The organism is Azonexus sp. R2A61 (genome assembly GCF_021401135.1).
Taxonomy (GTDB): domain Bacteria; phylum Pseudomonadota; class Gammaproteobacteria; order Burkholderiales; family Rhodocyclaceae; genus Azonexus.
This window is the reverse complement of sequence record NZ_JACBFO010000002.1, coordinates 182,548-208,525: the sequence shown is the minus strand read 5'-3', so window position 1 is coordinate 208,525 and position 25,978 is coordinate 182,548. Positions and strand designations below refer to the sequence as shown.

Annotated in this window: 25 protein-coding genes; 14 read left to right on the top strand and 11 right to left on the bottom strand. The window is 66.0% G+C overall.

What is annotated here, in order from left to right; all coding sequences use genetic code 11:
* The first annotated feature begins 79 nt into the window (after positions 1–79).
* Positions 80–460, top strand: a complete 381-nt coding sequence (locus L0962_RS06125) for a DUF3597 domain-containing protein (RefSeq protein WP_234085462.1) — start codon at positions 80–82, stop codon at positions 458–460.
* Positions 461–517: 57 nt separating this feature from the next.
* Here the strand turns inward: L0962_RS06125 and L0962_RS06120 are convergent, their stop codons facing one another.
* Complete coding sequence (locus L0962_RS06120) at positions 518–880, bottom strand: hypothetical protein (protein ID WP_234085461.1); 363 nt, start codon at positions 878–880, stop codon at positions 518–520.
* A 1-nt stretch (position 881) separates the two neighbouring features.
* Positions 882–2,798 carry a radical SAM protein gene (locus tag L0962_RS06115; protein ID WP_234085460.1) on the bottom strand — a complete coding sequence of 639 codons (1,917 nt, stop codon included), beginning with the start codon at positions 2,796–2,798 and terminating at the stop codon, positions 882–884.
* A gap of 161 nt (positions 2,799–2,959) precedes the next feature.
* On the opposite strand from L0962_RS06115, the gene dinB reads away from it, so the two are divergent.
* On the top strand, positions 2,960–4,102 hold the full coding sequence (gene dinB / locus L0962_RS06110) for a DNA polymerase IV (RefSeq protein WP_234085459.1): 1,143 nt from the start codon (positions 2,960–2,962) through the stop codon (positions 4,100–4,102).
* Between the two features lie 15 nt (positions 4,103–4,117).
* Here the strand turns inward: dinB and L0962_RS06105 are convergent, their stop codons facing one another.
* The 4 genes from L0962_RS06105 to parE all read right to left on the bottom strand — a co-directional run bounded on the left by L0962_RS06105 (position 4,118) and on the right by parE (position 9,124).
* Complete coding sequence (locus L0962_RS06105) at positions 4,118–5,140, bottom strand: patatin-like phospholipase family protein (RefSeq protein WP_234085458.1); 1,023 nt, start codon at positions 5,138–5,140, stop codon at positions 4,118–4,120.
* Between the two features lie 78 nt (positions 5,141–5,218).
* A complete protein-coding gene (locus tag L0962_RS06100; RefSeq protein WP_234085457.1) occupies positions 5,219–6,112 on the bottom strand; it encodes a patatin-like phospholipase family protein in 894 nt (297 codons plus the stop codon).
* Positions 6,113–6,116: 4 nt separating this feature from the next.
* Positions 6,117–7,172, bottom strand: a complete 1,056-nt coding sequence (locus L0962_RS06095) for a phospholipase A (protein ID WP_234085456.1) — start codon at positions 7,170–7,172, stop codon at positions 6,117–6,119.
* Positions 7,173–7,174: 2 nt separating this feature from the next.
* Entirely contained in the window at positions 7,175–9,124 is a 1,950-nt protein-coding gene (gene parE / locus L0962_RS06090; RefSeq protein WP_234085455.1) for a DNA topoisomerase IV subunit B, read from the bottom strand.
* A gap of 145 nt (positions 9,125–9,269) precedes the next feature.
* On the opposite strand from parE, the gene nfsB reads away from it, so the two are divergent.
* The 3 genes from nfsB to L0962_RS06075 all read left to right on the top strand — a co-directional run bounded on the left by nfsB (position 9,270) and on the right by L0962_RS06075 (position 11,963).
* Positions 9,270–9,926, top strand: coding sequence for an oxygen-insensitive NAD(P)H nitroreductase (gene nfsB, locus L0962_RS06085; RefSeq protein WP_234085454.1), 657 nt, complete (start codon positions 9,270–9,272; stop codon positions 9,924–9,926).
* 61 nt (positions 9,927–9,987) lie between these two features.
* On the top strand, positions 9,988–10,914 hold the full coding sequence (locus L0962_RS06080; protein WP_234085453.1) for a DUF808 domain-containing protein: 927 nt from the start codon (positions 9,988–9,990) through the stop codon (positions 10,912–10,914).
* Positions 10,911–11,963 carry a zinc ribbon domain-containing protein gene (locus tag L0962_RS06075; protein WP_234085452.1) on the top strand — a complete coding sequence of 351 codons (1,053 nt, stop codon included), beginning with the start codon at positions 10,911–10,913 and terminating at the stop codon, positions 11,961–11,963. Before L0962_RS06080 ends, L0962_RS06075 begins: the two co-directional genes overlap by 4 nt.
* An 83-nt stretch (positions 11,964–12,046) precedes the next feature.
* Here the strand turns inward: L0962_RS06075 and L0962_RS06070 are convergent, their stop codons facing one another.
* On the bottom strand, positions 12,047–12,646 hold the full coding sequence (locus L0962_RS06070) for a Spy/CpxP family protein refolding chaperone (RefSeq protein ID WP_234085451.1): 600 nt from the start codon (positions 12,644–12,646) through the stop codon (positions 12,047–12,049).
* A gap of 172 nt (positions 12,647–12,818) precedes the next feature.
* On the opposite strand from L0962_RS06070, the gene L0962_RS06065 reads away from it, so the two are divergent.
* The 8 genes from L0962_RS06065 (at position 12,819) to L0962_RS06030 (ending at position 19,840) form a co-directional block, all read left to right on the top strand.
* Positions 12,819–14,879, top strand: coding sequence for an AsmA family protein (locus tag L0962_RS06065; protein WP_234085450.1), 2,061 nt, complete (start codon positions 12,819–12,821; stop codon positions 14,877–14,879).
* 70 nt (positions 14,880–14,949) lie between these two features.
* Positions 14,950–15,375 carry a thioesterase family protein gene (locus L0962_RS06060; protein WP_234085449.1) on the top strand — a complete coding sequence of 142 codons (426 nt, stop codon included), beginning with the start codon at positions 14,950–14,952 and terminating at the stop codon, positions 15,373–15,375.
* A 203-nt stretch (positions 15,376–15,578) separates the two neighbouring features.
* The gene (locus tag L0962_RS06055; protein ID WP_234085448.1) at positions 15,579–15,794 is read left to right on the top strand and encodes a 4Fe-4S binding protein; all 216 of its coding nucleotides are present in this window, start codon (positions 15,579–15,581) and stop codon (positions 15,792–15,794) included.
* Between the two features lie 19 nt (positions 15,795–15,813).
* On the top strand, positions 15,814–16,659 hold the full coding sequence (locus L0962_RS06050; RefSeq protein WP_234085447.1) for an electron transfer flavoprotein subunit beta/FixA family protein: 846 nt from the start codon (positions 15,814–15,816) through the stop codon (positions 16,657–16,659).
* Positions 16,660–16,680: 21 nt separating this feature from the next.
* Positions 16,681–17,763, top strand: coding sequence for an electron transfer flavoprotein subunit alpha/FixB family protein (locus L0962_RS06045; RefSeq protein ID WP_234085446.1), 1,083 nt, complete (start codon positions 16,681–16,683; stop codon positions 17,761–17,763).
* 12 nt (positions 17,764–17,775) lie between these two features.
* The gene (locus L0962_RS06040; RefSeq protein ID WP_234085445.1) at positions 17,776–19,074 is read left to right on the top strand and encodes an FAD-dependent oxidoreductase; all 1,299 of its coding nucleotides are present in this window, start codon (positions 17,776–17,778) and stop codon (positions 19,072–19,074) included.
* Between the two features lie 11 nt (positions 19,075–19,085).
* On the top strand, positions 19,086–19,373 hold the full coding sequence (locus L0962_RS06035; protein ID WP_234085444.1) for a ferredoxin family protein: 288 nt from the start codon (positions 19,086–19,088) through the stop codon (positions 19,371–19,373).
* A gap of 8 nt (positions 19,374–19,381) precedes the next feature.
* Positions 19,382–19,840, top strand: coding sequence for a ferritin family protein (locus tag L0962_RS06030; protein WP_234085443.1), 459 nt, complete (start codon positions 19,382–19,384; stop codon positions 19,838–19,840).
* Between the two features lie 37 nt (positions 19,841–19,877).
* Here L0962_RS06030 and L0962_RS06025 read toward each other — a convergent pair whose 3' ends face one another.
* The 3 genes from L0962_RS06025 to rsxC are packed head-to-tail and all read right to left on the bottom strand — an operon-like array spanning position 19,878 to position 23,612.
* Positions 19,878–20,567, bottom strand: a complete 690-nt coding sequence (locus tag L0962_RS06025) for a winged helix-turn-helix domain-containing protein (RefSeq protein ID WP_234085442.1) — start codon at positions 20,565–20,567, stop codon at positions 19,878–19,880.
* Positions 20,564–22,060: an ATP-binding protein gene (locus L0962_RS06020; RefSeq protein ID WP_234085441.1), complete on the bottom strand. Its 1,497-nt coding sequence runs from the start codon at positions 22,058–22,060 to the stop codon at positions 20,564–20,566. Before L0962_RS06020 ends, L0962_RS06025 begins: the two co-directional genes overlap by 4 nt.
* A 40-nt stretch (positions 22,061–22,100) precedes the next feature.
* Positions 22,101–23,612, bottom strand: coding sequence for an electron transport complex subunit RsxC (gene rsxC, locus L0962_RS06015; protein ID WP_234085440.1), 1,512 nt, complete (start codon positions 23,610–23,612; stop codon positions 22,101–22,103).
* A gap of 137 nt (positions 23,613–23,749) precedes the next feature.
* Between rsxC and L0962_RS06010 the strand changes: the two genes are divergently transcribed.
* Positions 23,750–24,676 carry a radical SAM protein gene (locus L0962_RS06010; protein ID WP_234085439.1) on the top strand — a complete coding sequence of 309 codons (927 nt, stop codon included), beginning with the start codon at positions 23,750–23,752 and terminating at the stop codon, positions 24,674–24,676.
* A 50-nt stretch (positions 24,677–24,726) separates the two neighbouring features.
* Here the strand turns inward: L0962_RS06010 and L0962_RS06005 are convergent, their stop codons facing one another.
* Complete coding sequence (locus L0962_RS06005; protein ID WP_234085438.1) at positions 24,727–25,932, bottom strand: MFS transporter; 1,206 nt, start codon at positions 25,930–25,932, stop codon at positions 24,727–24,729.
* Between the last annotated feature and the right edge of the window lie 46 nt (positions 25,933–25,978).

The following is a 25,978-nucleotide window of genomic DNA, read 5'->3' as shown; positions in this document are numbered from 1 at the left end:
TCATCGAGGGCGTCTTACCATCCCGTTGTCCGTCGAATTCCGGCGGGCTTGCAGAAATACCGCTTTCAAGGAGAAAACCATGGGAATTTTCAGCACCATCCTGGCCAAGCTCGGCTTCGGCGAAGCTCAGGCGGCAGAAGCCGCGCCCGCCGCCCCGGCCGCTGCCGCGCCGGCTGCCGCCCCGGCGCCGGTGGCGATCAGCGTGGTCGACGTACTCGGCCAACTGGAAACGCTGGCCAAGGCCCACCCGGAAAAGCTGAACTGGAAGGTCTCCATTGTCGACCTGATGAAGCTGCTCGGCCTCGACAGCAGCCTCGCCGCCCGCAAGGAACTGGCCGGCGAGCTCGGCTGCCCGGCCGACAAGATGGGCGATTCGGCGCAGATGAACATGTGGCTGCACAAGACCGTGCTGCAGAAGCTGGCTGACAACGGCGGCAACATTCCGGCCGACCTGCTGTAAGTCTCCGTCCGGCGTCGTTTCAGCCGGTTGAACGGCCCGCTTCGGCGGGCCGTTTTGTTATGCGGCTGCGTCGAACAGCCGCTCGCATTCCTTCATCAGCGACTGGGCGAATTCGGATTGATAGTTCGGATCCAGCGCTTCCATCATCTCGTGTGCCGCGTACAGGCCGGCCTCGCGCGACAGGCCGTCGGCGATCTGGCGGGCCAGCGTGTCGCCGAGGCCGGCCAGCCGGCGGCGCTCGGCGAGCGGCAGCACGGTTTTCTGGCGATTCAGCCAGTCGACCGCAAGACTGGCCATCGCCGCTTCGCTCGGCCACTGGCCGTGTTCGTAGAAGGCATGTAGCTGATGCGCGGCCAGCGCGAAGATCAGCGCCACCGAAAAGCCGCGCGGTGTCGGCGGGGTGTCGTCGCGGAAACGCATGTCAGGCGCTCGCCAGCGCGCGGCCGATGAAATCGCGCTTGACGCGCGGTTTCGGCACGCGCTCGTCGAACCAGCGGCGCACGTCGTCGTCGAGGCAGATGCCGTGCATGTAGTTGTAGAGCGCCTTGTTCAGCGCGCGGCCGAGGCTGGCGTGATCGGTGCCGGTCGGATCGACGAAGGCGACGTCGTTCCTGGCGAAGCCCCTGAACGGTTCCGGCCGCAGCGTGATGCCGTATTCCGCCGGATTTCTGCCGACCGGCGAATGCACGGTGCACGCGAAGCGGTGGAAGAAGCCGGACTGGATGCAGCCCTCGGCGAACAGCTGGCGCACGTATTCCAGCGCATCGACCGTGTCCTGCACGGTCTGCGTCGGGAAGCCGTACATCAGGTAGGCGTGTACCAGAATGCCGGCGTCCGTGAAGGCGCGGGTGACGCGCGCCACCTGGTCGACCGAGACGCCTTTCTTCATCAGCGCCAGCAGGCGGTCGGAAGCGACTTCCAGGCCGCCGGAAATGGCGATGCAGCCGCTGTCGGCGAGCTGCAGGCAGAGTTCGGGCGTAAACGACTTCTCGAAGCGCACGTTGCCCCACCAGGAGATCGCCAGATTGCGCCGCTGCAGTTCCTCGGCCAGCGCGCGCAGCGCCTTCGGCGGGGCGGCTTCGTCGACGAAGTGGAAGCCGGTCTGGCCGGTTTCGTCGATGATGCGTTCGATGCGGTCGACCAGCGTGCTGGCGTTGGCGCTTTCGAAGCGCGAGATGTAGTCGAGGCTGACGTCGCAGAAGCTGCACTTCTTCCAGTAGCAGCCGTGGGCGACGGTGAGTTTGTTCCAGCGCGCGTCCGACCACAGCCGGTGCATCGGATTGAGCATGTCGAGCAGCGACAGGTAGCGGTCGAGCGGCAGACCGTCCCAGGTTGGCGTGCCGACGTCCTCGAACGGTACGTCCGGTTCGCCGCTGGAAAACCAGCGCACGGCGCCGTCGACACGGGTGAAGGTGCGCAGCAGGTTGAGGCGCGGCCGTTGCCCGGCGAGGTGCTCGATCAGCGCCAGCAGCGGCGCCTCGCCGTCGTCCAGCGTGACGTAATCGACGTAGTCGAAGACGCGCGGCTCGGCCAGTTCGCGCAGTTCGGTATTGACCCAGCCGCCGCCGAGGACGATGACGATCTGCGGATGTTTCGCCTTCACCGCCTGGGCGATGCGGAAGGCGGCATAGACCGAGCCGGGGAAGGGCACGGAAAGCAGCAAAATGTCCGGATTCTCGCGGTCGACCGCAGCCAAAGCCAGTTTTTCCAGCCTTGCATCGACCAAGGTCGGCGGCGCGGCCAGCGCCTGGGCCAGCGGCACGAAGCTGGGCTGGCTCTGGGCCAGCGATTCGGCGTAGCGGACGAACTCGAAGCGCGAATCGGCGGCTTCGCGGATCACGTCGGCCAGGTCGTTGAGGAAGAGCGTCGCCAGATGCCGCGCCCGGTCCTGCACACCAAGCTGGCCGAAGGCCCAGGCCAGCGGATCGCCGCTGCCGTCGTCGACGTAGTGGTCGAGCGCCGAGAAGCGCGGCCCCTCGGGCAGAAAGGCGCGGCCGACGATGCGGAAGGCGAGCGACGGATCGCGGCCCTGCAGGAAGGCGATGGCCGGGCCGACGGTGGCGCGGTAACGGGCGAACTCGTTGAGGAAATGGCGCACCGGCGCTGGCCGCTTCTTTCCCGGCAGCGCTTCGGCGGCCTTGCGCAGTTCATCCAGCCCGGCCAGCGACAGCAGGTCGAGCACCAGTCCCAGCGCCAGATCGGCCTGCGCGGCGTGGAAGCCGCGCGAACGCAGGAAACCGGTCAGGTAGGCGCTGGCCGGGTAGGGGACGTTGAGCTGCGTCATCGGCGGGATGAGCGACAGGAGGCGGGAGGCAGCGGGGAAATCGGACTTGCTCATGGTCGCCAGTTTACCGGGGAAGCCGTATCGGGCGGCGCGTAAACTTTGGGCAGAGAGTTAAAAAACCTGTCGGATCAGAAAGCTGGAACAACGGCCCAGAGGCCGTTCACAGACTTATCCACAGATTTCGTGGATAAATTGTGCTGAGTTATACTGTTGATATGAACAGTGTTCGCCGCATCGCCCACCTCGACATGGATGCCTTCTTCGCCTCGGTCGAACTGCTGCACTACCCGATGCTGCGCGGGCAGGCGGTGGTGGTCGGCGGCCGGCGCGTGGACCGGCCGCGTCCGCAGCCGGACGGCAGCCTGCAGTTTGCGCGCCTGCGCGATTATGTCGGGCGCGGGGTGATTACCACGTCGACCTACGAGGCGCGCGCGCTTGGCGTGTTTTCCGGCATGGGGCTGATGAAGTCGGCGCAACTGGCACCGGATGCCATCCTGCTGCCGGCCAATTTCGATGCCTACCGCGATTATTCGCGGCGCTTCAAGGCGGCGGTGGCCGGCATCGCGCCGTGCATCGAGGATCGCGGCATCGACGAAATCTACATCGATCTCAGCGCCCTGCCGGACGACAGCGCGACGCTGGCCCGGCGCATCAAGCAGGCAGTGCACGAGGCGACCGGCCTGAGCTGTTCGATCGGTATCACGCCGAACAAGCTGTTGTCGAAGATCGCCTCCGATCTCGACAAGCCGGACGGCACCACCATTCTCGGCATGGACGACGTGCCGGCACGCCTCTGGCCGCTGGCCGTGCGCAAGATCAACGGCATCGGTCCGAAGGCCGGCGAGCGTTTGCAGCGCATGGGCATCGAAACAGTCGGCCAATTGGCGGCGGCGCCGGTCGACGAACTGGTCCGCCGTTTCGGCGCGACCACCGGCCACTGGCTGAACCGCGCCGCGCACGGCATCGACGAACGGCCGATCGTCACCGAGCGCGATCCGAAATCGATCAGCCGCGAAACGACCTTCGAGCGCGACCTCGATGCGGTGCGCGACCGGCCGGAGCTGTCCGAACTGTTCACCGGGCTGTGCGAGCGGGTCGCCGACGACCTGCGGCGCAAGGGCTTCGCGACGCGGACGATCGGCCTCAAACTGCGTTTTTCCGATTTCCGCAGCGTCACCCGCGACGTCACGCTGCCGGCGCCGGTGACCGACGCGCAGGCGATCCGCCGGGCGGCCGGCCAGTGTCTGAAGCGGATCGAACTGGACCGGCGCATCCGCCTGCTCGGCGTGCGGGCCGGCGGGCTGGTGCCGGTCGATGAACTGACCGACGAGGGACCGGTGCAGGCCGAGCTGTTCTGACGCGGCGGCGGCCGTTCAGTAAAACAGCTGGCCGAGATCCAGCGTCGGCCGCTGGCCGACCGAGTCGCCGTGTTCGGCCAGCCAGCGCCGGGCATGGGCGCGGCCGACGGCGAACAGCATGTCGAAGAATTCGTGGTTGACGGTCAACTTGCTGTCCGACGGCATTTCGCCGAGCACCTGTTCGGCGCTGATGGCGTGGAAGCGCAGTGCCGCCATGCGCCGTTCGAAGCGGGCGATCGGCAGCTTGTCGAGCACCCAGTCGGGCAGGTTGGGCGAGGCGATGTGGTCGTGCAGGTGGGCGAACATCCGCATCTCGCGCAGGAAGGTCGAGTTGAAGGCCAGTTCGCGCAGCCGGGTGCGGATGTCTTCGGCGGTTTCCGGGGTTTCGTTGTAGCGCAGCGGCGTCAGCAGGACGAGCAGGATGTCCGGCGAACGGCAGTCGTAGAACAGCGGGAAGACCGCCGGGTTGGCGCTGTAGCCGCCGTCCCAGTAGGGCTCGCCGTCGATGTGGATGGTCCGGTGCAGGGTCGGCAGGCAGGCCGAGGCGAGCAGCACGTCGGCCGACAGTTCGTCGTTGCCGAACATGCGCAGCTTGCCGGAATTGGCATGGGTGGTGGCGATGAACAGCTTGACCGGGCAGTCGCGGCGCAGCCGGGCGAAGTCGAAGCGGGCTTCGACGATGTCGCGCAGCGGATTGAGGTCGAAGGGATTGATCTGCTCGGGCGTCAGGTAGTTGGTCCACTGCAGCATCAGCTTCATCGGCGAAAAGCTGCTGCCGGGCTGTGCCGCGGTGGGCATCGGCGCCAGGTCGGCGAGGGCGGTCCAGAAGGCGCGCAGCGTGTCGCGGGCGCCCTGGTTGCCGCCCTGCATCAGGCCGTGCGCCAGGCAGACGGCGTTCATCGCGCCGGCGCTGGTGCCGCTGACGCCTTCGAATGCGAAACGGCCGTCCTCGAGCAGGGCGTCGAGGACGCCCCAGGTGAAGGCGCCGTGGGCGCCGCCGCCTTGCAGCGCGAGGTTGATCAGGGTGGTCTGGCTCATTTTTGTGCGCCGCAGCATGTCGATGGGCCCATCATAGCGGCTTCGTGCACCGACGCAAGCCTGCTGCGGTCGACGGGCTCAGCGGGCGATTTTCTGCTTGATCGCCGGCAGCGCGGCCAGGGCAGCGCGCTCGCCTTCGAGCATGGCGTCGTTGCGGGCGGCGAAATCCCAGGATTTGACGTAGGGCAGCTTCGGCCGGATCAGCACGTCGGCACCGGCCAGTTCGTAGCGGCCGATGATGCCGCCCATGATCGTTGTCGTCTGCCACAGGATCGCCGTCATGCTGTCGGTCGGCTGGCCTTCCGGGCGGGCCGAGATGTCGATCGCGATGACGATGTCGGCACCCATCTCGCGTGCCGCCTGCACCGGCACCGGGCTGGTCAGCCCGCCGTCGACGTAACTGTGGCCGCGGATGCGCGCCGGCTGGAAGATGCCCGGCACGGCGGCCGAGGCGCGCACGGCCAGGCCGCTGTCACCGCTGCGGAAGACGATGCGCTCGCCGCTGTTGAGGTCGGTGGCGACGGCGGCGAACGGCTTGTCCAGCTTCTCCAGCGGCCGCCCCTTCAGGTGCAGGTTGACGAAATCGGCCAGCGCTTCGCCCTTGAGCAGGCCGGGGCCGCGCAGCGTCCAGTCGGCGAACAGTTTTTCGTCGAGTTGCTGGGCGATCTTCTGCATCGCGAAGGCGTCGTGGCCGCCGGCATAAAGGGCACCGACCACGGCGCCGGCCGAGGTGCCGACGACGAAATCGGGCACGATGCCGTGCGCTTCGAGCATCTTGATCGCGCCGATGTGGGCGAAGCCGCGTGCCGCGCCGCCGCCGAGCGCCAGGCCGATCTTCGGTCGGGCGGCAGGGACGGCGACGGGCGGCGTATCGGGGGCGCGGGCCGGGCTGGGCGACAGGCTGACGCAGCCGCTGGCCAGCAGGGCGACGGCTGCGGTCAACAGCCGGCGGCGGGGAAAAACGGAATTCATCGGTTCAATACCATTCAATCAGCGAGACGCCGACACCGAAATAGTTGGCGCGGTGGTTGTAGTCGATCATGCTTTCGCCGTAACCGGAGAACCATTGCAGGTGACCGCGCAGTTCGCCGGCGATCGGAAAGGCGTAGTCCATCTGCACCGCGCCGTGGCTGTCGTTGCCGACGCGCAGGCTGTGGCGCAGCAGCAGCGACAACTGGTGCTGCCCCCAGCGGCGGACGATCTGCAGGTCGCCGCGACCGAGGTAATCGGCGATGTCCGGGTTGTCGTCGCGCTCGGCCTTTTCGGGAATGCGCCACCACGGGCGCAGGGTCAGCGTCCAGTCCTGTTTCTCGAAGGCAAACGAGGCGACGACCCGGTTCCAGCTGCGCGACAGCGGCAGCGAGCGGCCATTCGACTGGTGGTTGATGCCGAGCGCCGTGTAGCGCCAGCGCCAGTCGCCGATTACCGGCAGGTCGCTGCGCCAGACCAGCATGGCTTCCGGTTCGTAGTTGGTTTCGCGGAATGGCCGCGAATCGCCGGGGTTATACACCTGCCAGCGCGAGGTCTGTGTGAAGCCGAACCAGAGATCGCCGTTGCTGCCGAAAAGGTCTTCGTAGAGCTTGGTTTTCAGGCTGATCTGCAGCTTGGCTTCGCTGTCGTTCAGCTCGGTACGGTCGGCACTGTGGCCGGCAGCCGGCGAGGTCGGCGCGTGGTTGGCGCGGGTGGTGTGGAACAGCGGCAGCACGTAAACCGGCTTGTACGGACGGATGCGCAGGATGTGCCCGCGTTCGTCGTCGTCGAGTTCCCAGGCATGGCCGAGCAGCGTCGGCAAGGCGCTGCTGCTGCGCAGGGTCGCCGTGGGCGAGGTATCGTCCGGCGGCGGTGCGGAGAAGGGCGTGGTCGGGATTGCCGCCCGTACCGCCGACGGGTTCAGCGCGTCGTAACAGGCCAGGCGGGCGCCGTTGTCGGCGATGCCGCGGCAGTCTTCGAGCGAGCCGGCGTCCGCGACAGCCGGCGGCGCAACGGCCGCCAAGAGCAGCGTCAACGCAGCGAGCAGCGGGCGCCGGATCATGTTCACACGTCGGTCTCGACCAGGCCGCCGTCCTTCTCCATCCAGGCGCGGCGACCGGATGCTTCGCCCTTGCCCATCAGCAGCGTGAAGGTGCGGTGCATTTCCCGGATGGTGTCGCGTTCGGCCTGGAACGGCACCAGCCGGCGGGTGTCCGGACACAGCGTGGTTTCCCAGAGCTGGTCCGGGTTCATTTCGCCGAGGCCCTTGAAGCGGGAGACGGAAATCCGGTTTTCGTTGACGCCTTCCTCGCGCAGCTTGTGCAGCGTCTGTTCCTTCTCGGCTTCGTCGAGGCAGTAGATTTTGCGCGTCTGCCCCTTGGCTTCGACATCGACGCGGAACAGCGGCGGTTGGGCGACGTGGATGTGGCCCTTTTCGACCAGCGCCGGGAAGTGCTTGAGGAAGAGCGTGAACAGCAGCACCTGGATGTGCGAGCCGTCGACGTCGGCATCCGACATCACGATGATGCGGCCGTAGCGCAGGCCGGACAGGTCGACCTCGTCGATTTTCTCGATGCCGTGCGGGTCGACCCCGACCGCCACCGAGATGTCGTGCACTTCGTTGTTCTTGAACAGCTGGTCGCGCTCGACTTCCCAGGTGTTCAGCACCTTGCCGCGTAGCGGCAGCACCGCCTGGGTTTCCTTGTCGCGGCCCTGCTTGGCCGAGCCGCCGGCGGAATCGCCCTCGACCAGGAAGATCTCGTTGCGCGCGATGTCGTCGGACTCGCAGTCGGTCAGCTTGCCGGGCAGGGTGGCGATGCCGGAGGATTTCTTCTTCTCCACCTTCTGCGTCGACTTCATCCGGTTCTGCGCCGCCTTGACCGCCAGTTCGGCGATCTTCTTGCCGAAGTCGGCGTGGTTGTTCAGCCACAGTTCGAACGGGTCGCGCACCATTTGCGAGACCAGCTTGTAGGCGTCGCGCGAAGTCAGTTTTTCCTTGGTCTGGCCCTGGAACTGCGGGTCGAGGACCTTGGCCGAGAGCAGGTAGGTCATGCGGCCGCAGACGTCTTCCTGCGCCAGCTTGACCTTGGCCGGCAGGATCGCGTGGTGCTCGGCGAAGGCTTTGACCGCCTCGAACACGCCGTTCTTCAGGCCGGCTTCGTGGGTGCCGCCGTCGAGCGTCGGGATCAGGTTGACGTAGCTTTCCGGCTTGCCGCCGCCTTCCTCGAACCAGGCCAGCGCCCAGGTGGCGCCTTCGCCGACGGCAAAACCGTTCTCGACTTCGACGTATTTCTCGCCGACGAAGATCGGCGCCACCGGTGTACCGACCATCATTTCGGTCAGGTAGTCGGCCATGCCGTTCTGGTAGCACCAGACCTTCTTCTCCTGGCCTTCGATCTCCAGTTCGACGGTGACATTGGGCATCAGCACCGCCTTCGAGCGCAGCAGATGTTCCAACTGGCCGAGATTGACCTTGGGCGAATCGAAATACTTCGGGTCGGGCGAAATGCGCACGGCGGTGCCGGTGGTGCGCGGGCCGACATCGCCGATGCGCGCCAGCGGTTCGACGACGAAGCCGTCGCCGAAGGCGATTTTGTGGATGCCGCCGCCGCGCTTGATCTCGACCTCCAGCCGCGTCGACAGCGCATTGGTCACCGACACACCGACGCCGTGCAGGCCGCCGGAGAAGCGGTAGGCGTTGCCCGATTCCTTCTTGTTGAACTTGCCGCCGGCGTGCAGCTTGCAGAAGACCAGCTCGACCGCCGGCTTGCCTTCTTCCGGGTGGATTTCCACCGGAATGCCGCGGCCGTTGTCGGCCACCTCGATGACGCCGTCGGCGCGGATGGCCACCGAAATCTTTTTGGCGAAGCCGGCCAGCGCCTCGTCGGCGGCGTTGTCGATGACTTCCTGGACGATGTGCGTCGGGCAGGTCGTCCGGGTGTACATGCCGGGACGTTCCTTGACGGGTTCAAGGTCTTTTAAAACACGGATCGAGGCGGCGGAGTAATCGGTCATCTTTTTTCGGGGAATCTTGCGGTCGACCGCAGAAATACGCTAAAACCGGGCAATTCTACCGCGCGCCCCGTCCGGCGCGAACTTCGGCAGAATTTTGCTGCCCCAGACCACGCCCGTCCGGGCCCGAATTTTCAGGAGAAACCGCATGACCGACCTCGCCAAGATCGCCACCACCCGCCGCACCGCCAAAGCCTTCGATCCGACCCGCCGGGTCGACGCCGCACAGATCGAACAATTGAAGACGCTGCTGCGTTTTGCGCCGTCTTCGGTCAACAGCCAGCCCTGGCACTTCATCTTTGCCGAAACCGACGCCGGCAAGGCGCGCCTCGCCGACACGCTGCAAGGGCCGTACGCCTACAACGCGGCGAAGGTCGGCAAGGCGTCGCACGTCGTCGTGCTGTGTGCCCGCCGCGATCTCGACGATAGCCACCTGGCGGCGGTGCTTGCCCAGGAAGACGCCGACGGCCGTTTTGCGACGCCGGAAGCCCGAGCGACCCAGGGCAACGCGCGCGGCTTCTACGTCAACCTGCACCGCGAGCAACTGAATGACCTCGACGCCTGGATCAACCAGCAGGTATACATCGCCCTCGGCAGCCTGCTGCTCGGCGCCGCCGCCCTCGGTATCGACGCCTGCCCGATGGAAGGCATCGACCGCGTCGCCATCGACAACGCCCTCGGCCTGGCCGACCAGGGCTTGCGCGCCGTGGTGCTGGTCGCGCTCGGTTACAGCGGGGCGGATGACTTCAACGCCAAGCTGCCGAAGTCGCGGTTGGCTGAGCCACTGGTGCTGTCGACGATCTGATTTTCCCGGCAGCCGGGCGCAGCCGCTAGAATGCGCCCTTTTGATGACGTAAGGATGCCTCATGGCCGGAGCCAGTCTGCTCGTGCTGCTCGACGACATTGCCGCGGTGCTCGACGATGTCGCGCTGATGACCAAGGTGGCGGCCAAGAAGACCGCCGGCGTGCTGGGCGACGATCTGGCGCTGAACGCTCAGCAGGTCTCCGGCGTGCGCGCCGAGCGCGAATTGCCGGTGGTCTGGGCGGTGGCCCTCGGTTCGTTGCGCAACAAGGTGATCCTGGTGCCGGCGGCGCTGGCGATCAGTGCGCTGGCGCCGTGGGCGATCCTGCCGCTGCTGATGGTCGGCGGCCTGTTCCTGTGCTTCGAGGGCGTCGAGAAGCTGGCGCACAAGTGGCTGCACGGCGGGGCGGGCGAGCTCGAGCACGCCGCCGAACAGGCGGCGCTGGCCGACGAGTCGGTCGATCTGCGTGCTTTCGAGGCGGACAAGATCAAGGGGGCGATCCGTACCGATTTCGTGCTGTCGGCGGAAATCATCGTCATCGCGCTGGGCACCGTCGCCGAACAGCCGCTGGCCACGCAGGCCGCGGTGCTGGCTGGCATCGGCCTGTTGATGACGGTCGGCGTCTATGGGCTGGTCGCCGCCATCGTCAAGCTCGACGATCTCGGTAGCTGGCTGCTCGGCAAGCCGGTGGCGCTGGCGCGGGCGGTCGGCCGCGGTTTGCTGCTGACCGCGCCGAAGCTGATGAAGCTGCTGACCGTGGTCGGCACGGCGGCGATGTTCCTGGTCGGCGGCGGCATCGTGGCGCATGGCATCGGGCCGGTGCATCACGCCATCGCGCAGGCGGCCGAAGCCGTCGGCAGCCTCGGCTGGCTGGTCTCGATGCTGCTCAACGGGCTGCTCGGCGTCGTCGCCGGCGCGCTGGTGCTGGGCGTGGTCACGCTCGGCGGCAAGCTGTTCAATCACAAGAAGGCCAAGGGAGAAACGGCATGAGCAAGGCATTACGGTTGTCGGAGCGCTGGTATCGCTTCGGTTTGTGGCTGGTGGCGGTGGCTTTTGCCAGTTTCCTGATCGGTCTGGGCAGCGACGTCGTCGCCAACCTGCCGCATGTCGAGCGCGATCTGGCGCTCGACGATTTCATCGCTGACCGGCCGGCGGTCGACGCGCTGCGCAGCGAAATCCGCGTTGCCGAAGGCAGCGCCGCCAAGGCCCGGGAAGCCCACGAGCAGGCTCAGCTGAAGCTGGACAGCGCGCGTTCCGACGCGGCGACCGCCGGCGAGACCTTCGACAACTGGCTGGCCACGCGCCACGCCACGCAGCGCCCCGAGCAGGATGCCGAGCTGATCGCCCGCAGCGCCGCGCTGGACAAGCTGAAAGCCGCCGAGCGCGCCGCCCTGGCCGATGTCCAGGCGCAGCAGCAGGCGCTGCTCGACATCGAGCAGGGCGTCGCGCACAGCCGGCAGCGCCTGGCCGAATTCGAGGACGAGGCGCGCGAGCGCCTGTGGGATGCCCAGCGCGATCAGGAATTGCGCGTCTTCGGCTATCGCCTGGCGCTGACCCTGCCGTTGCTCGCCGTCGCCGGTTGGTTGTTCGCCAGGAAGCGCAAGAGCACCTGGTGGCCGTTCGTCTGGGGATTCATCTACTTCGCGTTGTTCGCCTTCTTCTTCGAACTGGTGCCCTACCTGCCGAGCTATGGCGGCTGGATCCGTTCCGTGGTCGGCATCGTCGTCACCGTGCTGGTCGGGCGCTATGCAATCATCGCGCTCAACCGCTACCTGGAAAAGCAGAAACAGGCCGAGGCGCTGCCCGATGTCGAACGGCGCAAGGAACTTTCCTACGACACCGCGCTGGCGCGGCTCGGCAAGAAGGTCTGCCCGGGCTGCGAACGGGCCGTCGACCTGAGCGATCCGGCGATCGACTACTGCCCGCATTGCGGTATCTGCCTGTTCGACCATTGCTCCGCCTGCAACGAGCGCAAGAGCGCCTTCGCCCGTTTCTGTCATGCCTGCGGTGCGCTGGCCGGACAGCACGCGAAGGATTGACCGGGGCTGCGGTCGACGGCGGTTTTTCGCTAAAAACCCCGGTCGACCGCAGGACGAAGGCGCTGGGCGAGGGCGAACGGGTTTCAGAAACGCCCGAAGCCGCCGCCCATTCCTCCGCCACCCATGCCGCCGCCGGGGCCACCCATGCCGCCACCGCCGGGGCCGCCCTGACGGTCGTTGCGTCCGCCGGAGCGTTCGCCGCCGGCAGCGCTAGCGCCGCCACTCAGGCCGGAATAGAGCGCTGGCACGGTTTGCGGCAGCAACTGGTCGGCCGTCTGCTTCTGCTTGTCGTCGAGTGCCGCGTACAGCTTGCCGGCGGCGTCCTGGATGTCTTCCATCGCCGTCAGTCGGTTACGCACGGTATCGACTTTCTGAGCGATGGCCTGCATCGCGCCCTGTTTGGCGCGGTAGGGTTCGAGTTTCATCTGGTCGGCCATCAGCGCACTGATCCGTTCCTGGTAGGCGTCCCATAGCGGCGCCTGGGGTGGCGTCAGTTTCAGCGCCTCGGCGGCCTGGCGCAGCCTTTCCTGCAGGTCGCTTACCACCATCGTGGCGCCGCCGCCCCGTTCCTCGTTACCGCCGCGCGGTCCGCCCTGCTTGTCCGGTTCCGGCCCGCGGCCGCCCATCGGGGCGCAGGCGGTCACCAAGGTGGCCAGTAACAGTGGGGTAATCGATCGTTTCATCGGGCAATCCTGACGTGAGGGAAAGCCGGGATTTTCCGGCGGCTCGCGGTTAAGCGCCGTTAAGCATTGGTAAGCGTTTCTGATTCCCGGCGGTAGGGCGATTACATTTCAGAACAATCGATGCCGTCCAGCTTTGCTAGGCTGAGGTCTTCACGCCCGAAGGAGACCGATCATGAGCCTGCTGCGCAAGCTGGGAATCGTTCTGGCCGCACTGTTCGGCCTGCTGTTCGTTGCCGCCGGACTGGCCTATCTGCTGTTCGACGCCGAGGCGGCCAAGAAAAAACTGATCGACCAGGTGGAAAGTCGTACCGGCCGCCAGTTGACCATTGCCGGCCAGCCGGGCCTGTCGTTGTGGCCGGACGTCGGCCTGCAGCTGGGGGCGGTCAGCCTGTCGGAGGCCGACGGTCGCAGCGCGTTCGCCAGCCTGCAGGCGGCGCGGGTCAGCGTGGCGGTGCTGCCGCTGCTGTCCGGCCATGTCGAGGCCCGGCGCATCGAGCTCGACGGCCTGTCGATCAATCTGGTCAAGCGCCGCGACGGCAGCCTGAACATCGACGATCTGCTGGATCGCGACGGGGATGACGACGAGGAAGCCGGCAAAAAGGGCGACAAGCCCGGCAAGGAATCGGCGTCGCGCATCGACGTCGCCGGCGTTGCCCTGCGCCAGGCGCGCTTGCGCTGGCTCGACGAAGCCAGCGGCAAGACGACGGAAATTTCCGATCTCGACCTGTCGACCGGAAAACTCTCGGCCCGCCCCGGCGAGCAGCGCTATGCGGTCGAGCAGGTCGCGCTGAGCACGCGGGCCCGCAGCGACGGGCAGACGCTGACGCTCAACCTGTCGGTACCGGCCGTGAGCGTCGAAGGCGACAAGCTTTCCGCCACCGCCGTGGACCTTTCCGCATTGCTCGAAGCGGCCGGCCGGCGCATCGACGCGCGGGTCGCGTTGCAGGGACTGGGCGGCGATCTCGAACAACCGGTCGTCGAGCGTTTCGCCTTCGACCTGCAGGCCGCGCTCGGCGAGACGCAGGCCAAGGCTGCGCTGATCTCGCCGGTTGCGGTCGACCTGCCGAAACGGACGATTTCGCTGAACCAGCTGGCTGGCCGCCTCGAACTGAGCGGTCCGGCCTTGCCGATGAAGCGTCTTGAACTGCCGCTGAACGGCCGGCTCCAGGCCGACCTGGAGCGCCAGAAGGCCGATCTGAGCCTGCTTACCAAACTCGACGATTCGCGCATCGACCTGACGCTGGCGCTCGGCCGTTTCGCGCCGCTGGCCGCCCGTTTCGCGCTCGACATCGATCAGTTGAACGTCGATCGCTATCTGCCGCCGGCACCGGCTTCGACCGGCGGCAAGCCTGCCGAGAGCGCTGCCGAATCGGGCAAGGCGGTGGCGGCGAAGATTGATCTGTCGCCGCTGAAAGGCCTGGATGTCGATGGTACGGTCAAGGTCGGCCGCTTGCAGTGGCGCGGGCTCAAGCTGAGCAGCCTGGTGCTCGGCGTGGACCTGGCCGGTGGCCGGCTGCAACTGGCGCCGATGCGCGCCGCGCTGTACGGCGGTTCGCTCGACGGCCGGGTTACGGTCGACGCCGGCAATCAGCAGTTTTCCATCCGCCAGAACCTGCAGGGCGTCGCCATCGGACCGCTGCTCAAGGATTTTGCCGACAAGGACGTGCTCGACGGTCGCGGCAGCGTGACGCTGGACGTGACGACGCGCGGCGATACGGTGCCGGCGCTCAAGCGTCGCCTGGCCGGACAGGCGGCGGTCGACCTGCGCGACGGTGCGGTGAAGGGGATCAACGTCGCCAAGCTGCTGCGCGACGCCAAGGCGGCGCTGAAAGGCCAGAGCACGGTCAGCGGTACCGGCAACAGCGCGGAAAAAACCGATTTCTCCGAGTTGACCGCAAGTTTCCGCATTGCCGACGGCATCGCGCACAACAACGATCTGGCGATGAAGTCGCCGTTCCTGCGTCTGGCCGGCGAGGGCGACATCGACATCGGCCAGGACAGCCTGAACTATCTGGCGATGGTCAGCGTGGTCGAAACCTCGAAGGGACAGGAGGGCAAGGAACTGGAACAGTTGAAGGGGATCACCGTGCCGCTGCGGCTGCGTGGCCCGTACAACAAGCTGGCCTATTCGCTGGACATGGGCAAGCTGATCGAGGAGGCGGCCAAGACCAAGCTGAAGGAAAAGGCCGAGGAGAAGCTCGGCAAGGAACTGCAGAAGCTGTTCCGCAAGTGAATCGCTGCCGCCGGTCGCGCGAACCGGCGGCGCAGCCTAGAATCGCGGCTTGCATCCTCCGGAGTTCGCCATGCCCCGCATCAAGATCGCCTTGCCCGAGAAGTTCGTCTTCAGCACCGAAATCCCGATCTACATCCAGCACATCAACTACGGCCACCACCTCGACAACGCCGCGCTGCTGATGCTGGTCGCCGAGGCGCGGGTGCGTTTCTTCAAGCATTTCGGCTGGAGCGAGCTCGATGTCGGCGGGCCCGGCATCGTCGTTGCCGACGTTGCCGCCCAGTACCGTTCCGAAGCTTTCCACGGCGAGACGCTGGTCGCCGAATTCGCCGCCGACGATTTCGCCGACTACGGCTGCGACCTGGTCTGGCGGCTCAGCGACCAGGCGAGCGGCCGCGAGGTGGCGCGCGGCAAGCACGGTATCGTCTTCTTCGACTACGCGACGCGCAGCAAGGCGCGCGTGCCGGCCGAATTCATTGCCCGGCTGGCCGGCTGAAGACCGGGAGAGTCGCGCGCCGACAGCTCGTTCGGGTTTTGCGCGATTCCGCACGTTCATAAAGACATTTTTATATCCTGGCATCAAAACGACAAAATCCAATGCCTTGAATATTCGTGGTTTTTACGCGGTTTTTATATAAAATCCGCCTGGTACGACGATTGCCCTGGGTTTTCCATGATTCATTCATCCGGAGAACCACCATGGCTTACAAGATCGTTTCTTCCCAATGCACGGCCTGCGCGGCCTGCGAGTCCGTCTGCCCCAACGTCGCCATCTTTCCCAAGAGCGGCGTCTATGCCATCGATCCGGTGAAATGCACCGAATGCATCGGCCATCACGACGAGGCGCAGTGCGTCATCGACTGCCCGGCCGACTGCATCGTGATCGACAAGAACGTTCCCCGTTACGCTGCCTGAAGCCCGACGGGAGACAGCCATGCACAGCGTCGTCTGCATCAAGCAGGTGCCGGATTCGGCCCAGATCCGCGTCCATCCGGTCACCAACACCATCATGCGCCAGGGCGTCCCGGCGATCATCAATCCTTACGACCTGTTCGCGCTGGAAGAAGCGCTGCGTCTGAAGGACCGTTTCGGTGGCACGGTCACCGTCGTCACCATGGGACCGCCGATGGCCGAGGCGGCGCTGCGCAAGTGCCTGTCCTACGGGGCGGACGATGCGATCCTGGTCTCCGACCGTTCCTTTGCCGGTTCGGACACGCTGGTCACGTCGTATGCGCTGACCGCAACCCTCCGCAAGATCATGGAAAGCATGCCGGTCGATCTGATCTTTACCGGCAAGCAGACCATCGATGGCGATACCGCCCAGGTCGGTCCGGGGATCGCCAAGCGCCTCGACTATCAGTTGCTGACCTATGTCTCGAAGATCGTCGATGTCGATCTGGAACATCGGGAAATCCGTGTCGAACGGCGTGCCGAGGGCGGTGTCCAGTTGCTGAAGACGACGCTGCCCTGCCTGATCACGATGCTCGAGGGCACCAACGAGATGCGCTTCGGCGATCTCGACGACCTGTTCCGCGCCGCCCGTTACGAACTCAAGGTCTGGGACCGTACGGTGATCGGCATCGAGGATCCGGAGACGGTCGGCGTCAAGGGCAGTCCGACCGTCGTCAGCAAGGTCTTCGCGCCGCGGCCGCGCAGCCAGCGGGCGGAAATCATCGACCTCCAGGATGACTCGCCGAAGAACCTGGCGAGCACCCTGCTGGCCCGGATGTTCACCCAGCACCCCAAGCTCGAACGGGAAATCGCCAAGCGCGCCCGTTGACCGCAACGACAGGAGAATGCCATGAACGAACAAGCAAGAAAGCCGGCGCGCAAGAAGGTCGAACTCGACCCGCGCTTTGTCAGTTACCGGCATGTCTGGGTTTTCATCGAGAGCGAGCGGGGCGAGGTGCATCCGGTGTCCTGGGAACTGCTCGGCGAAGGCCGCAAGCTGGCTGACGCGCTGAACGTCGATCTGTGCGGCGTGGTCATCGCCGGACCCGGCGAACGCGGCAAGGGCATCTGTGCCGAAGCCTTCGGCTACGGCGCCGACAAGTGCTATCTGCTGCAGGATCCGGTGCTTGCCGATTACCGCAACGAGCCCTATACCAAGGCGCTGACCGATCTGGTCAATACCTACCAGCCGGAAATCCTGATGCTCGGCGCGTCGACCCTGGGCCGCGATCTGGCCGGTTCGGTGGCGACGACCTTGAAGACCGGTCTGGTCGCCGACTGCACCGAACTGCTGATCGATACCGAGAGCCGCAACCTGGCGGCAACCCGGCCGACCTTCGGCGGCTCGCTGTTGTGTACCATCCTGACCCAGCGCCACCGGCCGCAGATGGCGACCGTGCGCCCGCGCGTGATGGCCATGCCGGATGCCGATCCGTCGCGTCGCGGCGAGATCGTCGAGGTGCCGTTCGCAATGCTGGAAACCTCGATCATCACCAAGGTGCTCGAATACATTCCCGACGACAGCCGCGACAAACCCAATCTGCCATTCGCCGACATCATCGTCGCCGGCGGGCGTGGCCTGAAGAAGCCGGAGAATTTCGCGCTGGTCTGGGATCTCGCCCGGGTACTCGGCGCCGAGGTCGGCGGTTCGCGGCCGGTGGTTCAGGCCGGCTGGATCGAGCTCGACCGGCAGGTCGGACAGTCCGGCAAGACCGTGCGGCCGAAGCTGTACATCGCTGCCGGCATCTCCGGTGCCATCCAGCATCGGGTCGGCATGGACGGTGCCGACGTCATCGTCGCCATCAACAGCGATCCGAAAGCCCCCATTTTCGACTTCGCCCATTACGGGATCGTCGGCAACGCGATGACCGTGCTGCCGGCACTGACCGAAGCCTTCAAGGCCCACCTGGCGCAGGCCAGGAAGGCCGGTTGAGAGGAGAACAACATGGCTGAAAAATTCGATGTGATCGTGGTCGGCGCCGGCATGGCCGGCAACGCCGCCGCCTACACCCTGGCCAAGGGCGGCCTGAACGTGCTGCAGATCGAGCGGGGCGAAACGCCGGGCTCGAAAAACGTGCAGGGGGCCATCCTCTACGCCGATGCGATCGAAAAGATCATCCCCGATTTCCGCGACGAGGCGCCGCTCGAACGCCACCTGATCGAGCAGCGGGTCTGGGTGCTCGACGACAGTTCCTACATCGGTACGCATTACCGCTCGGAGGCATTCAACCAGGAGCCCTACAACCGCTATACGATCATCCGTGCGCATTTCGACCAGTGGTTCAACAAGAAGGCGCGGGAAGCCGGCGCGCTGACCATCTGCGAGACGACGGTCAGCGAGTTGCTGCTCGACGGCAAGAAAGTCATCGGCGTGCGTACCGACCGCAAGGGCGGCGAGATATACGCCGATGCGGTGATCCTGGCCGACGGCGTCAATTCTCGACTGGCCGTCAAGGCCGGCTTTCATGCTGAAATCCAGCCCCGGGACGTGGCGCTGGCGGTCAAGGAAATCCACTTCCTGCCGCAGGAAACCATCGAGGCCCGCTTCAACATCGGCGAGGAAGAGGGCGTGGTCATCGAAATGGCCGGCAAGATTTCGGCCGGCATGATGGGCACCGGTTTCCTCTATACCAACAAGGAATCGATCACCCTCGGCGTCGGCTGCATGTTGTCCGACTTCAAGCAGCAGAAGGTGACGCCTTACGCCTTGCTCGACCGGATGAAGTCGCATCCGTCGATCGCGCCGCTGATCGCCGGCAGTGAAATGAAGGAGTACGCCGCCCACCTGATCCCGGAAGGCGGTTACAACGCGATTCCGCAGGTCTGGGGCGATGGCTGGCTGATCGCCGGCGATGCCGGCCAGTTCGTCAACGGCATCCATCGCGAAGGGTCCAATCTGGCGATGACCACCGGCATGCTGGCGGCGCAGACGCTGGTCGAGCTGAAGCAGGCGGGCAAGCCTTTCACCGCCGGCAATCTGGCGAAGTACAAGCGCAAGCTCGACGACAGCTTCGTCATGAAGGACCTGAAGAAATATCGCCGGATGCCGGACATCTTCCACAAGAACAAGCAATTCTTCACGACCTATCCGGAACTGCTTTCCAAGGCGGCACAGACCCTGATCCGGGTGGATGGGGTCGACAAGAAAACCAAGGAAAAATCGATCAAGCAGAGTTTCGTCGCCGCCCGTTCGCGGCTCGGGTTGATCGGCGATGCCTTCCGCTTCTGGCGCGCCGTCGAGTAAGGAGAAGATCCATGTTGAAAGTCGAAGAGAAACTGTTCCAGGACCGTTATCGGGTCGATGCCGGTCACCCGCATATCAGCATCCGCGATGCCGATCTGTGTACTCACCGCTGCAGCGAGCGGCAATGCACCGTCTGTTGTCCGGCCGGTTGCTACACCGAAGAAGGCAACGGCAAGGTCGTGCTGATCACCGATGGCTGTCTCGAATGCGGCACCTGCCGGATCATTTGCGATGAGCACCGGAACGTCGAGTGGGAGTGGCCGCGCGGCGGGTTCGGCATCCTGTTCAAGTTCGGTTGAGGACGGCCATGGAAGACGTACATTTCTTTCTTGCCCACGCCATCCAGTTGGAAAGGGAGTCCGCCCGACGCTACGAAGAACTGGCCGAGGCGATGCAGTCGCTGGGCAGTGCCGAAGTCGCCGACTTCTTCCGGCAGATGGCGCATTACTCCCGCTTGCACCTGAACGAGGCGATGGCCCGCGGCGGCTTTCGTTATCCGCCCGACCTGCGGCCCGAGGAATACCGTTGGCCCGATGGCAGCAGTCCGGAGGCCGCTGCCTGGGCCGGCGTCGACGGATTCATGGATGTCGCCGCGGCGCTGGAACTGGCGCTCGACGGCGAGCGTCGAAGCTGCGATTTCTATCGTGACGTCGCGGCAGCGAGTGGCAATCCCAATGTCGTGGCCCTGGCCCGGGAATTCGCCGAAGAGGAGAGCGGCCACGTGCGTCAGCTGGAAGCCCGCATCGCCCGTCTTTCCCCGGCTTGAGCGCGGTCCCGAACCCGGCGCTCGGCTGCCGCCCGTCCTAAGGCTGAAAGCGGTAGCCGACGCCGTTTTCGGTCAGGATATGGCGCGGGCGGGCCGGGTTCTCTTCGATCTTCTGCCGCAGGTGCCCGACGTAGACGCGCAGGTACTGGTGATTTTCGACCGCATGGCCGCCCCACACCTGGCGTAGCAGCTGGCGATGCGTGAACACCCGGCCGGGGTTGGCGGCAAGGAAGATCAGCAGTTTGTATTCGATCTGCGTCAGATGCAGCGGTTCGTTGCCGCAGGTGACCAGGCGTTTGACGCAGTCGATGCGGAAATCGCCGAACGTGATCAGCGGATCGACTTCCAGCACTTCCTGGTGGCGGCGGCGCAGCATGGCGCGGACCCGGGCCAGCAGTTCGGGAACACCGAACGGCTTGCTCAGGTAATCATCGGCGCCGGCATCGAGCGCCTTGACCTTGTCGTATTCGCTGCTGCGGGCGGACAGCACCAGGATCGGCGCCGACGACCAGGCGCGGAAATCGGCGATGAACTCCTGGCCGTCGCGATCGGGTAGCCCGAGGTCGAGGATCAGCAGGCACGGGCGGATGCTGGCCGCCAGCACCGCGCCATGGCTGGCCGTGGCAGCTTCATGAATGGCATAGCCTTCGCCTTCGAGGGCAATCGAGATGAATTCGCGGATTTGCCAGTCGTCCTCGACCAGCAGGATATTGTCCGGGACGCTCATGGGGTGTCCTCCAGCGGAGTTGCCGGCAGTTGCGCGGCGTTCAGCGGCAAGCGCAGGGTGAACGAAGCGCCGCCGCCCAGGCGGTTTTCGGCCAGCACCTCACCGCCGTGCGCTTCGGCGATGGTGCGGGCAATCGCCAGGCCGAGCCCGACACCGGGAATGCTCGACTCCGACTGGCCGCGCCGGAACATACCGAACAGTTCTTCGCTGTTGCCCGGTGGCAGGCCCGGGCCCCAGTCGCAGATCGCGATGTCCAGCCACGGGTCGCGGCGCTTGACCGACAGTTCGACCGGCGTATCGGCCGGCGAATACTTGATGGCATTTTCCAGCAGGTTCCACAGCACCCGCTCGATCAGCACTTCGTCGAGCAGCACCGGCGGCAGTGCCGGCTGGATGTCGAGCGTGATCTCGCGATCTTTCCATTGTTCCTTGATCTGCTGCAGCGTCGTTCCGATGACTTCCTCGACCGGCTGCCAGGCGCGCGCCGGTTCGACGCTGCCCGAGCGCAGGCGTGCCATGTCCAGCAGATTCGTCACCTGGCGATTGATGTGCATCGCCTGGCTGCGCAGGTTTTCCAGCATGCCCTGGCGACGCTCGTCCGACAGCTTGCCGCTGGCCAGGGTGTCGGCCATGCCGATCAGGCGGGTCAGCGGCGTGCGCAGGTCGTGCGACAGCGCGGACAGGATCGAGTTGCGCAGGATTTCCGTCGAATGCCGGACTTCGCTTTCCCGCGCAGCGTCGGCGAAATGGGTACGTTCCAGCGCCACTGCGCTGACCGAAGCAACCGTTTCGAGCAGTTCGCGGGTGGCCGACAGGCTGGCCTGCGACGCCGAGAGGTCGCAGATCATCAAGCCGTGCAGGCCGGTCGACGCCACCAACGGTACGAGCAGGCGGGTCTGTTCGCGGCCCTGGCCGACGCTGACGATGGTCTGTCCCCGATGCTCGGCGATTTCCCCGTGCGGCGGCAGCATCGACGGCTCGGCTTCGGCGGGATCGATCAGCCGGATCCGGCCACCGGGCAGGGCGTCTTCGAGAAAGTGCGCGACCGCCAGCTTGACCTCGCTTTGCGTCTGTGTGGCGGTCAGCCGCCGGGCCAGTTCGTAGAGCGCCTTGGCCTGCGCTTCGCGGGTCGTGATCTGGCGTGCGCTGTCCTGCAGTTTGGCGGTGAGCTGGCCAACCACCAGCGCGACGACGAACATGATGCCGGCGGCCAGCAGGTACTGGGCTTCCTGGATGTTCAGCGAGAACAGCGGCGGGACATAGACGTGAGCGTAAAGCAGCGAACAGATCAGCGCCGCGGTGATGGCCGGTCCGCGGCCGAGTGCGCCGGCCACGCCGACCACCAGCAGCACGTAGAGCAGTGCGGTACTGGGCAGGAAGGCCGGATCCTGGATCGGCAGCATGACCAGCGTGGCGACGACGCTACCGATGATCGCGAGGAAATAAGGGCGGTGCAGCAAGATGGGAATCGGGCGAAGACAGGGCTTGCGCATCGTATCGCCGAATGGATAAAAATGCTGTTAAAAGCGGCTCTCAGCCCGCCTCGCTCGTGCTCGTCGTGGCAGCAGCGGCCTTTTGCGCGGCGGCTTCGCGTTCCGCCTTGCGGCGGGCGGCGGCTTCCGCCTTTTCCCGGGTTTCCCGGGCCTGGCGTTCCTGGCGGGCATTGGCCAGCTTGGCGGTGGCCGCGTTGCGCAGCTTTTCCCGTTCGCGTGCCGCCAGGCTGCCCTTGGCGTGCTGGAAGTACTGCACCAGCGGAATCCGCGATGGGCAGACGTAAGCGCAGCAACCGCAGACGATGCAGTCGCTCAGCCCGAGACCGGCGGCCTGATCGAACTGTTCGGCGCGGATGTTGAGCGCCATCTCCATCGGCAGCAGCCCCATCGGACAGGCCTTGACGCAGCTCGAACAGCGGATGCAGGCCTGCGTTTCCGATTCGCGGGTTTCCGTCCGGTCGAGCAACAGGATGCCACTGCTACCCTTGATGACCGGAATCTTCAGGTGGGGCAGGCGGATGCCCATCATCGGGCCGCCCATCACGGCGTAGGCGAAGTTTTCCCGGATGCCGCCGGTGGCCGCGATCAGGTCGTCGATCAGCATGCCGACCGGCACCTGGTAATTGCCGGGGGCGACGCAGGCGCCGCCATTCAGGGTCAGCAGACGCCGGACCAGCGGCCGGCCTAGGCAGACCGCCTGATACACCGCGTGGGCCGTGGCAACGTTGTGCACCAGCACGCCGACATCGGCCGCCCGGCTGTCCGAGGGGACTTCGCGGCCGGTCAGTTCGACGATCAGTTGCCGGTCCGAGCCCATCGGGTAACGGGCCGGTACCGGACAGATGCGGATTTCTCCGTAGCCTTCGGCGGCGTCACGCATCGCGGCGATCGCCTCGGGCTTGTTGTCCTCGATGCCGACCCGTGCCTGCGGTGCGCCGGTTGCGGTCAACATCAGCCGGATACCGGAAACGATGGCGGCAGCTTCGTCGCGCATCAGGCGGTCGTCGCAGGAAAGATAGGGTTCGCACTCGCTGCCGTTGATGATCAGGGTGTCGATTGCGCTCCGGCGGCCCAGGTTCAGCTTGATTGCCGACGGAAAGGTCGCCCCGCCCAGCCCGACAACGCCGGCCGCCGCGACCCGCCGGGAAATCTCGTCGGGAGCCAGCGCGTAAGGATCGCCGGGGATGTTGCCGGCGAACCAGGATTGGTCGTCCCCGGTTTCGATGGTGATCGCCGGCACCGGCAGGCCCGACACGTGCGGTGCGGCGACTTCGCCGATGGCCGTCACGGTCCCGCCGACCGAGGCATGGATCGGCGCCGAGATGTTGCCCAGCGCTGCCGCGATCGGCTGGCCGAGTTGGACTTTCTGGCCGACCAGCACGCTCGGCTGGGCCGGGCTGCCGACGTGCTGCGAGAGGGGGATGAAGACCCGGGCGGGCGGTGCGACGATCCGGCTTGGAACCTCCGAGGCCGGGCGTTTGTGATCGTCGGGATGAACGCCCCAACGATGCTTCCCGGTCAGGTAATCTCTGGCTGTTTGCAGGAATCCCATGCTGTCACCTCGTCATGCCCGGTCGGGCCAGTGGTTTGCCCCGCCGCGCGGGCGGGGGTTGCCAGCCATTTTGCAAGGCGTGTGCCACCTGGAATTTATGCCGGAATTTCGATCAAATCGAACTTAAACAAAGTCTTATGAATTGTTCTCTTTATACGGATTGTGCCGAAGGCAACAGTGCCCGGCCGATCCGCTACGTCGAGCCGGTGTTTCGGCCGCCGTCGGAAGCCGAGTCGCTGATCCTGCCGCTGACCGACGGCTGTTCGTGGAATCAATGCACCTTCTGCGAGATGTATACGGCGCCACAGAAGAAATTCCGCGCCCGCGACGAGGCCGAGCTGCTGGCCAACCTGCGCTGGGCCGGCGAGGTGTATGGCGAGCGGGTACGCCGCGTCTTCCTGGCCGACGGCGACGCGCTGGTTTTGCCGACGCGGCGGCTGTTGACCGTGATCGAGGCGATCCGTAGCCACTTGCCGGCGGTGCGGCGGATTTCCAGCTACTGCCTGCCGCGCAACCTGAAGAAGAAAAGCCAGTCGGAGATCGACGAACTCGCCGCTGCCGGCCTTTCGATGGTCTACGTCGGCGCCGAATCGGGCGACGACGCAGTGCTCGCCGCCGTCAGCAAGGGCGAGACCTTCGACTCCACCGTCGACGCGCTGAACAAGCTCGGCGCCGCCGGCATCAGCCGTTCGGTGATGATCCTCAACGGTCTCGGCGGGCGCGAGCTGTCGCGACAGCATGCGGAAAACTCGGCGCGCCTGGCCAACGCCACCCAGCCGGAATACCTGGCGACGCTGGTGGTCAGCTTTCCCAAGGGCGAACAGCGGCTGCGCGCCGGCTTTCCCGGCTGGGAAGCGCTGACCCAGCCGGAGTTGTTCGCCGAGATGGAGACCTTCCTGAGCGGCCTCGAACTCAAGCGCACCGTCTTTCGTTCCGACCACGCCTCGAACTGGCTGGTCCTCAAGGGCATGCTCGGCGCCGACAAGGAACGCCTGCTCGCCCAGGTGCGCCAGGCCATCGCCGGCCAGGCGCCGCTGCGCCCGGCCTGGGCACGCGGCCTGTAATGTTGCGGTCGACGCGGTTTTTGCCCGTTTTTTGCCGTCGACCGTGAGATTCAGACCTTGCCGACGCGCAGCGCGGTGAAGATGGCCAGCGCCTGGAAGATCGCGATGCCGAGCAGCACGCCGCTGAAATTACCGCCGTCCATCAGCCGCCCGAAGATCAGCGGCGCCGTCGCCAGGCCGAGGTCGAGCCCGGAATAGACGAAGCCGTAGATGCGCCCGAACGCCGCCTGGCCGAAGCGCGCCGTCGCCGCGCGGCGCACCAGCAGGTCGCGCGAGGGGCCGGCGACGCCGGTGCAGAAACCGATTGCGCCCATCAGCGGCAGGATGCTCCAGGCCGGCGGCAGGCCGCTGGCGAGCAGCAGCGCAAGTAGCGCGGCGACGCCGAGGGCACCGGCGATCAGCCCGTCGTGCGCGTTCTTCTGCGCCAGAAAACCGCCGAGGACGATGCCGGCGGCGCCACCGAGCAGGTAGGTGGACAGCGCCGTCGCCGCGCTGGCCAGGCTGAAGGCGTAGAGCGCCTGCAGGATCGGCGTGGCGAAGTTCTGGATGGCGCCGAAGGCGGCAGTGATCAGGAAGAAGAACAGGAAACACAGCCAGACCGCCGGCACGCGCAGGAAGGCGAGTGGCGGCACGGCCTCGCCGCCGGGCTTGGCGGCATGTTCGGCGAGCGGGTCGGCGATCGCCTGGCGGCGCCAGCTCAGGACGCCGAGGGCGACGACGGCGACGACGCTGGCGCCGAGCGCCGCCTCGCGCCAGCCGGCGACGGCGGCGATGCCGGTCATGAACACCGGCGCCGCCGCCCAGCCGAGGTTGCCCGACAGCCCATGCACCGAGAAGGCATGGCCGAGGCGCGGCTGCGAGACGCGCCGGTTGAGCACCGTGAAATCGGCCGGATGGAAGACGCTGTTGCCCAGTCCGGCCAGCGCCGCGGCGGCGATCAGCCAGGCCAGGCCGCTGGCGAAATGCAGCGTGATGCCGGCCAGCACGAAGCAGCAGATGCCGGCAAACAGCACGCGGAAGGCGCCGAAGCGGTCGACGAAGAAACCGGCAGCGGCCTGGCCGATCCCGGAAATCACGAAGAAGACCGTCATCGTCACGCCGACGGCGGTGAAGTTGAGGCCGAAGTCGGCCATCAACCACGGGAACAGCGGCGGCAGCAGCAGGTGGAAGAAATGCGAAACGCCGTGCACGAAGCCGATCAGCGCGATCGTCTCGAGGTCGCCGGCGGCGGGGCGGGGCAGGGTATTGGTGGTCATGTCGGGGTGCGGCTTTGCGACGGCGGGCTGTTGGGCCCGCCGTCCC

Coding starts and splice junctions, on each gene's coding strand:
- L0962_RS06125 (WP_234085462.1), top strand. CDS start 80: ATGGGAATTTTCAGCACCATCCTGGCCAAGCTCGGCTTCGGCGAAGCT.
- L0962_RS06120 (WP_234085461.1), bottom strand. CDS start 880: ATGCGTTTCCGCGACGACACCCCGCCGACACCGCGCGGCTTTTCGGTG.
- L0962_RS06115 (WP_234085460.1), bottom strand. CDS start 2,798: ATGAGCAAGTCCGATTTCCCCGCTGCCTCCCGCCTCCTGTCGCTCATC.
- dinB (WP_234085459.1), top strand. CDS start 2,960: ATGAACAGTGTTCGCCGCATCGCCCACCTCGACATGGATGCCTTCTTC.
- L0962_RS06105 (WP_234085458.1), bottom strand. CDS start 5,140: ATGAGCCAGACCACCCTGATCAACCTCGCGCTGCAAGGCGGCGGCGCC.
- L0962_RS06100 (WP_234085457.1), bottom strand. CDS start 6,112: ATGAATTCCGTTTTTCCCCGCCGCCGGCTGTTGACCGCAGCCGTCGCC.
- L0962_RS06095 (WP_234085456.1), bottom strand. CDS start 7,172: ATGATCCGGCGCCCGCTGCTCGCTGCGTTGACGCTGCTCTTGGCGGCC.
- parE (WP_234085455.1), bottom strand. CDS start 9,124: ATGACCGATTACTCCGCCGCCTCGATCCGTGTTTTAAAAGACCTTGAA.
- nfsB (WP_234085454.1), top strand. CDS start 9,270: ATGACCGACCTCGCCAAGATCGCCACCACCCGCCGCACCGCCAAAGCC.
- L0962_RS06080 (WP_234085453.1), top strand. CDS start 9,988: ATGGCCGGAGCCAGTCTGCTCGTGCTGCTCGACGACATTGCCGCGGTG.
- L0962_RS06075 (WP_234085452.1), top strand. CDS start 10,911: ATGAGCAAGGCATTACGGTTGTCGGAGCGCTGGTATCGCTTCGGTTTG.
- L0962_RS06070 (WP_234085451.1), bottom strand. CDS start 12,646: ATGAAACGATCGATTACCCCACTGTTACTGGCCACCTTGGTGACCGCC.
- L0962_RS06065 (WP_234085450.1), top strand. CDS start 12,819: ATGAGCCTGCTGCGCAAGCTGGGAATCGTTCTGGCCGCACTGTTCGGC.
- L0962_RS06060 (WP_234085449.1), top strand. CDS start 14,950: ATGCCCCGCATCAAGATCGCCTTGCCCGAGAAGTTCGTCTTCAGCACC.
- L0962_RS06055 (WP_234085448.1), top strand. CDS start 15,579: ATGGCTTACAAGATCGTTTCTTCCCAATGCACGGCCTGCGCGGCCTGC.
- L0962_RS06050 (WP_234085447.1), top strand. CDS start 15,814: ATGCACAGCGTCGTCTGCATCAAGCAGGTGCCGGATTCGGCCCAGATC.
- L0962_RS06045 (WP_234085446.1), top strand. CDS start 16,681: ATGAACGAACAAGCAAGAAAGCCGGCGCGCAAGAAGGTCGAACTCGAC.
- L0962_RS06040 (WP_234085445.1), top strand. CDS start 17,776: ATGGCTGAAAAATTCGATGTGATCGTGGTCGGCGCCGGCATGGCCGGC.
- L0962_RS06035 (WP_234085444.1), top strand. CDS start 19,086: ATGTTGAAAGTCGAAGAGAAACTGTTCCAGGACCGTTATCGGGTCGAT.
- L0962_RS06030 (WP_234085443.1), top strand. CDS start 19,382: ATGGAAGACGTACATTTCTTTCTTGCCCACGCCATCCAGTTGGAAAGG.
- L0962_RS06025 (WP_234085442.1), bottom strand. CDS start 20,567: ATGAGCGTCCCGGACAATATCCTGCTGGTCGAGGACGACTGGCAAATC.
- L0962_RS06020 (WP_234085441.1), bottom strand. CDS start 22,060: ATGCGCAAGCCCTGTCTTCGCCCGATTCCCATCTTGCTGCACCGCCCT.
- rsxC (WP_234085440.1), bottom strand. CDS start 23,612: ATGGGATTCCTGCAAACAGCCAGAGATTACCTGACCGGGAAGCATCGT.
- L0962_RS06010 (WP_234085439.1), top strand. CDS start 23,750: ATGAATTGTTCTCTTTATACGGATTGTGCCGAAGGCAACAGTGCCCGG.
- L0962_RS06005 (WP_234085438.1), bottom strand. CDS start 25,932: ATGACCACCAATACCCTGCCCCGCCCCGCCGCCGGCGACCTCGAGACG.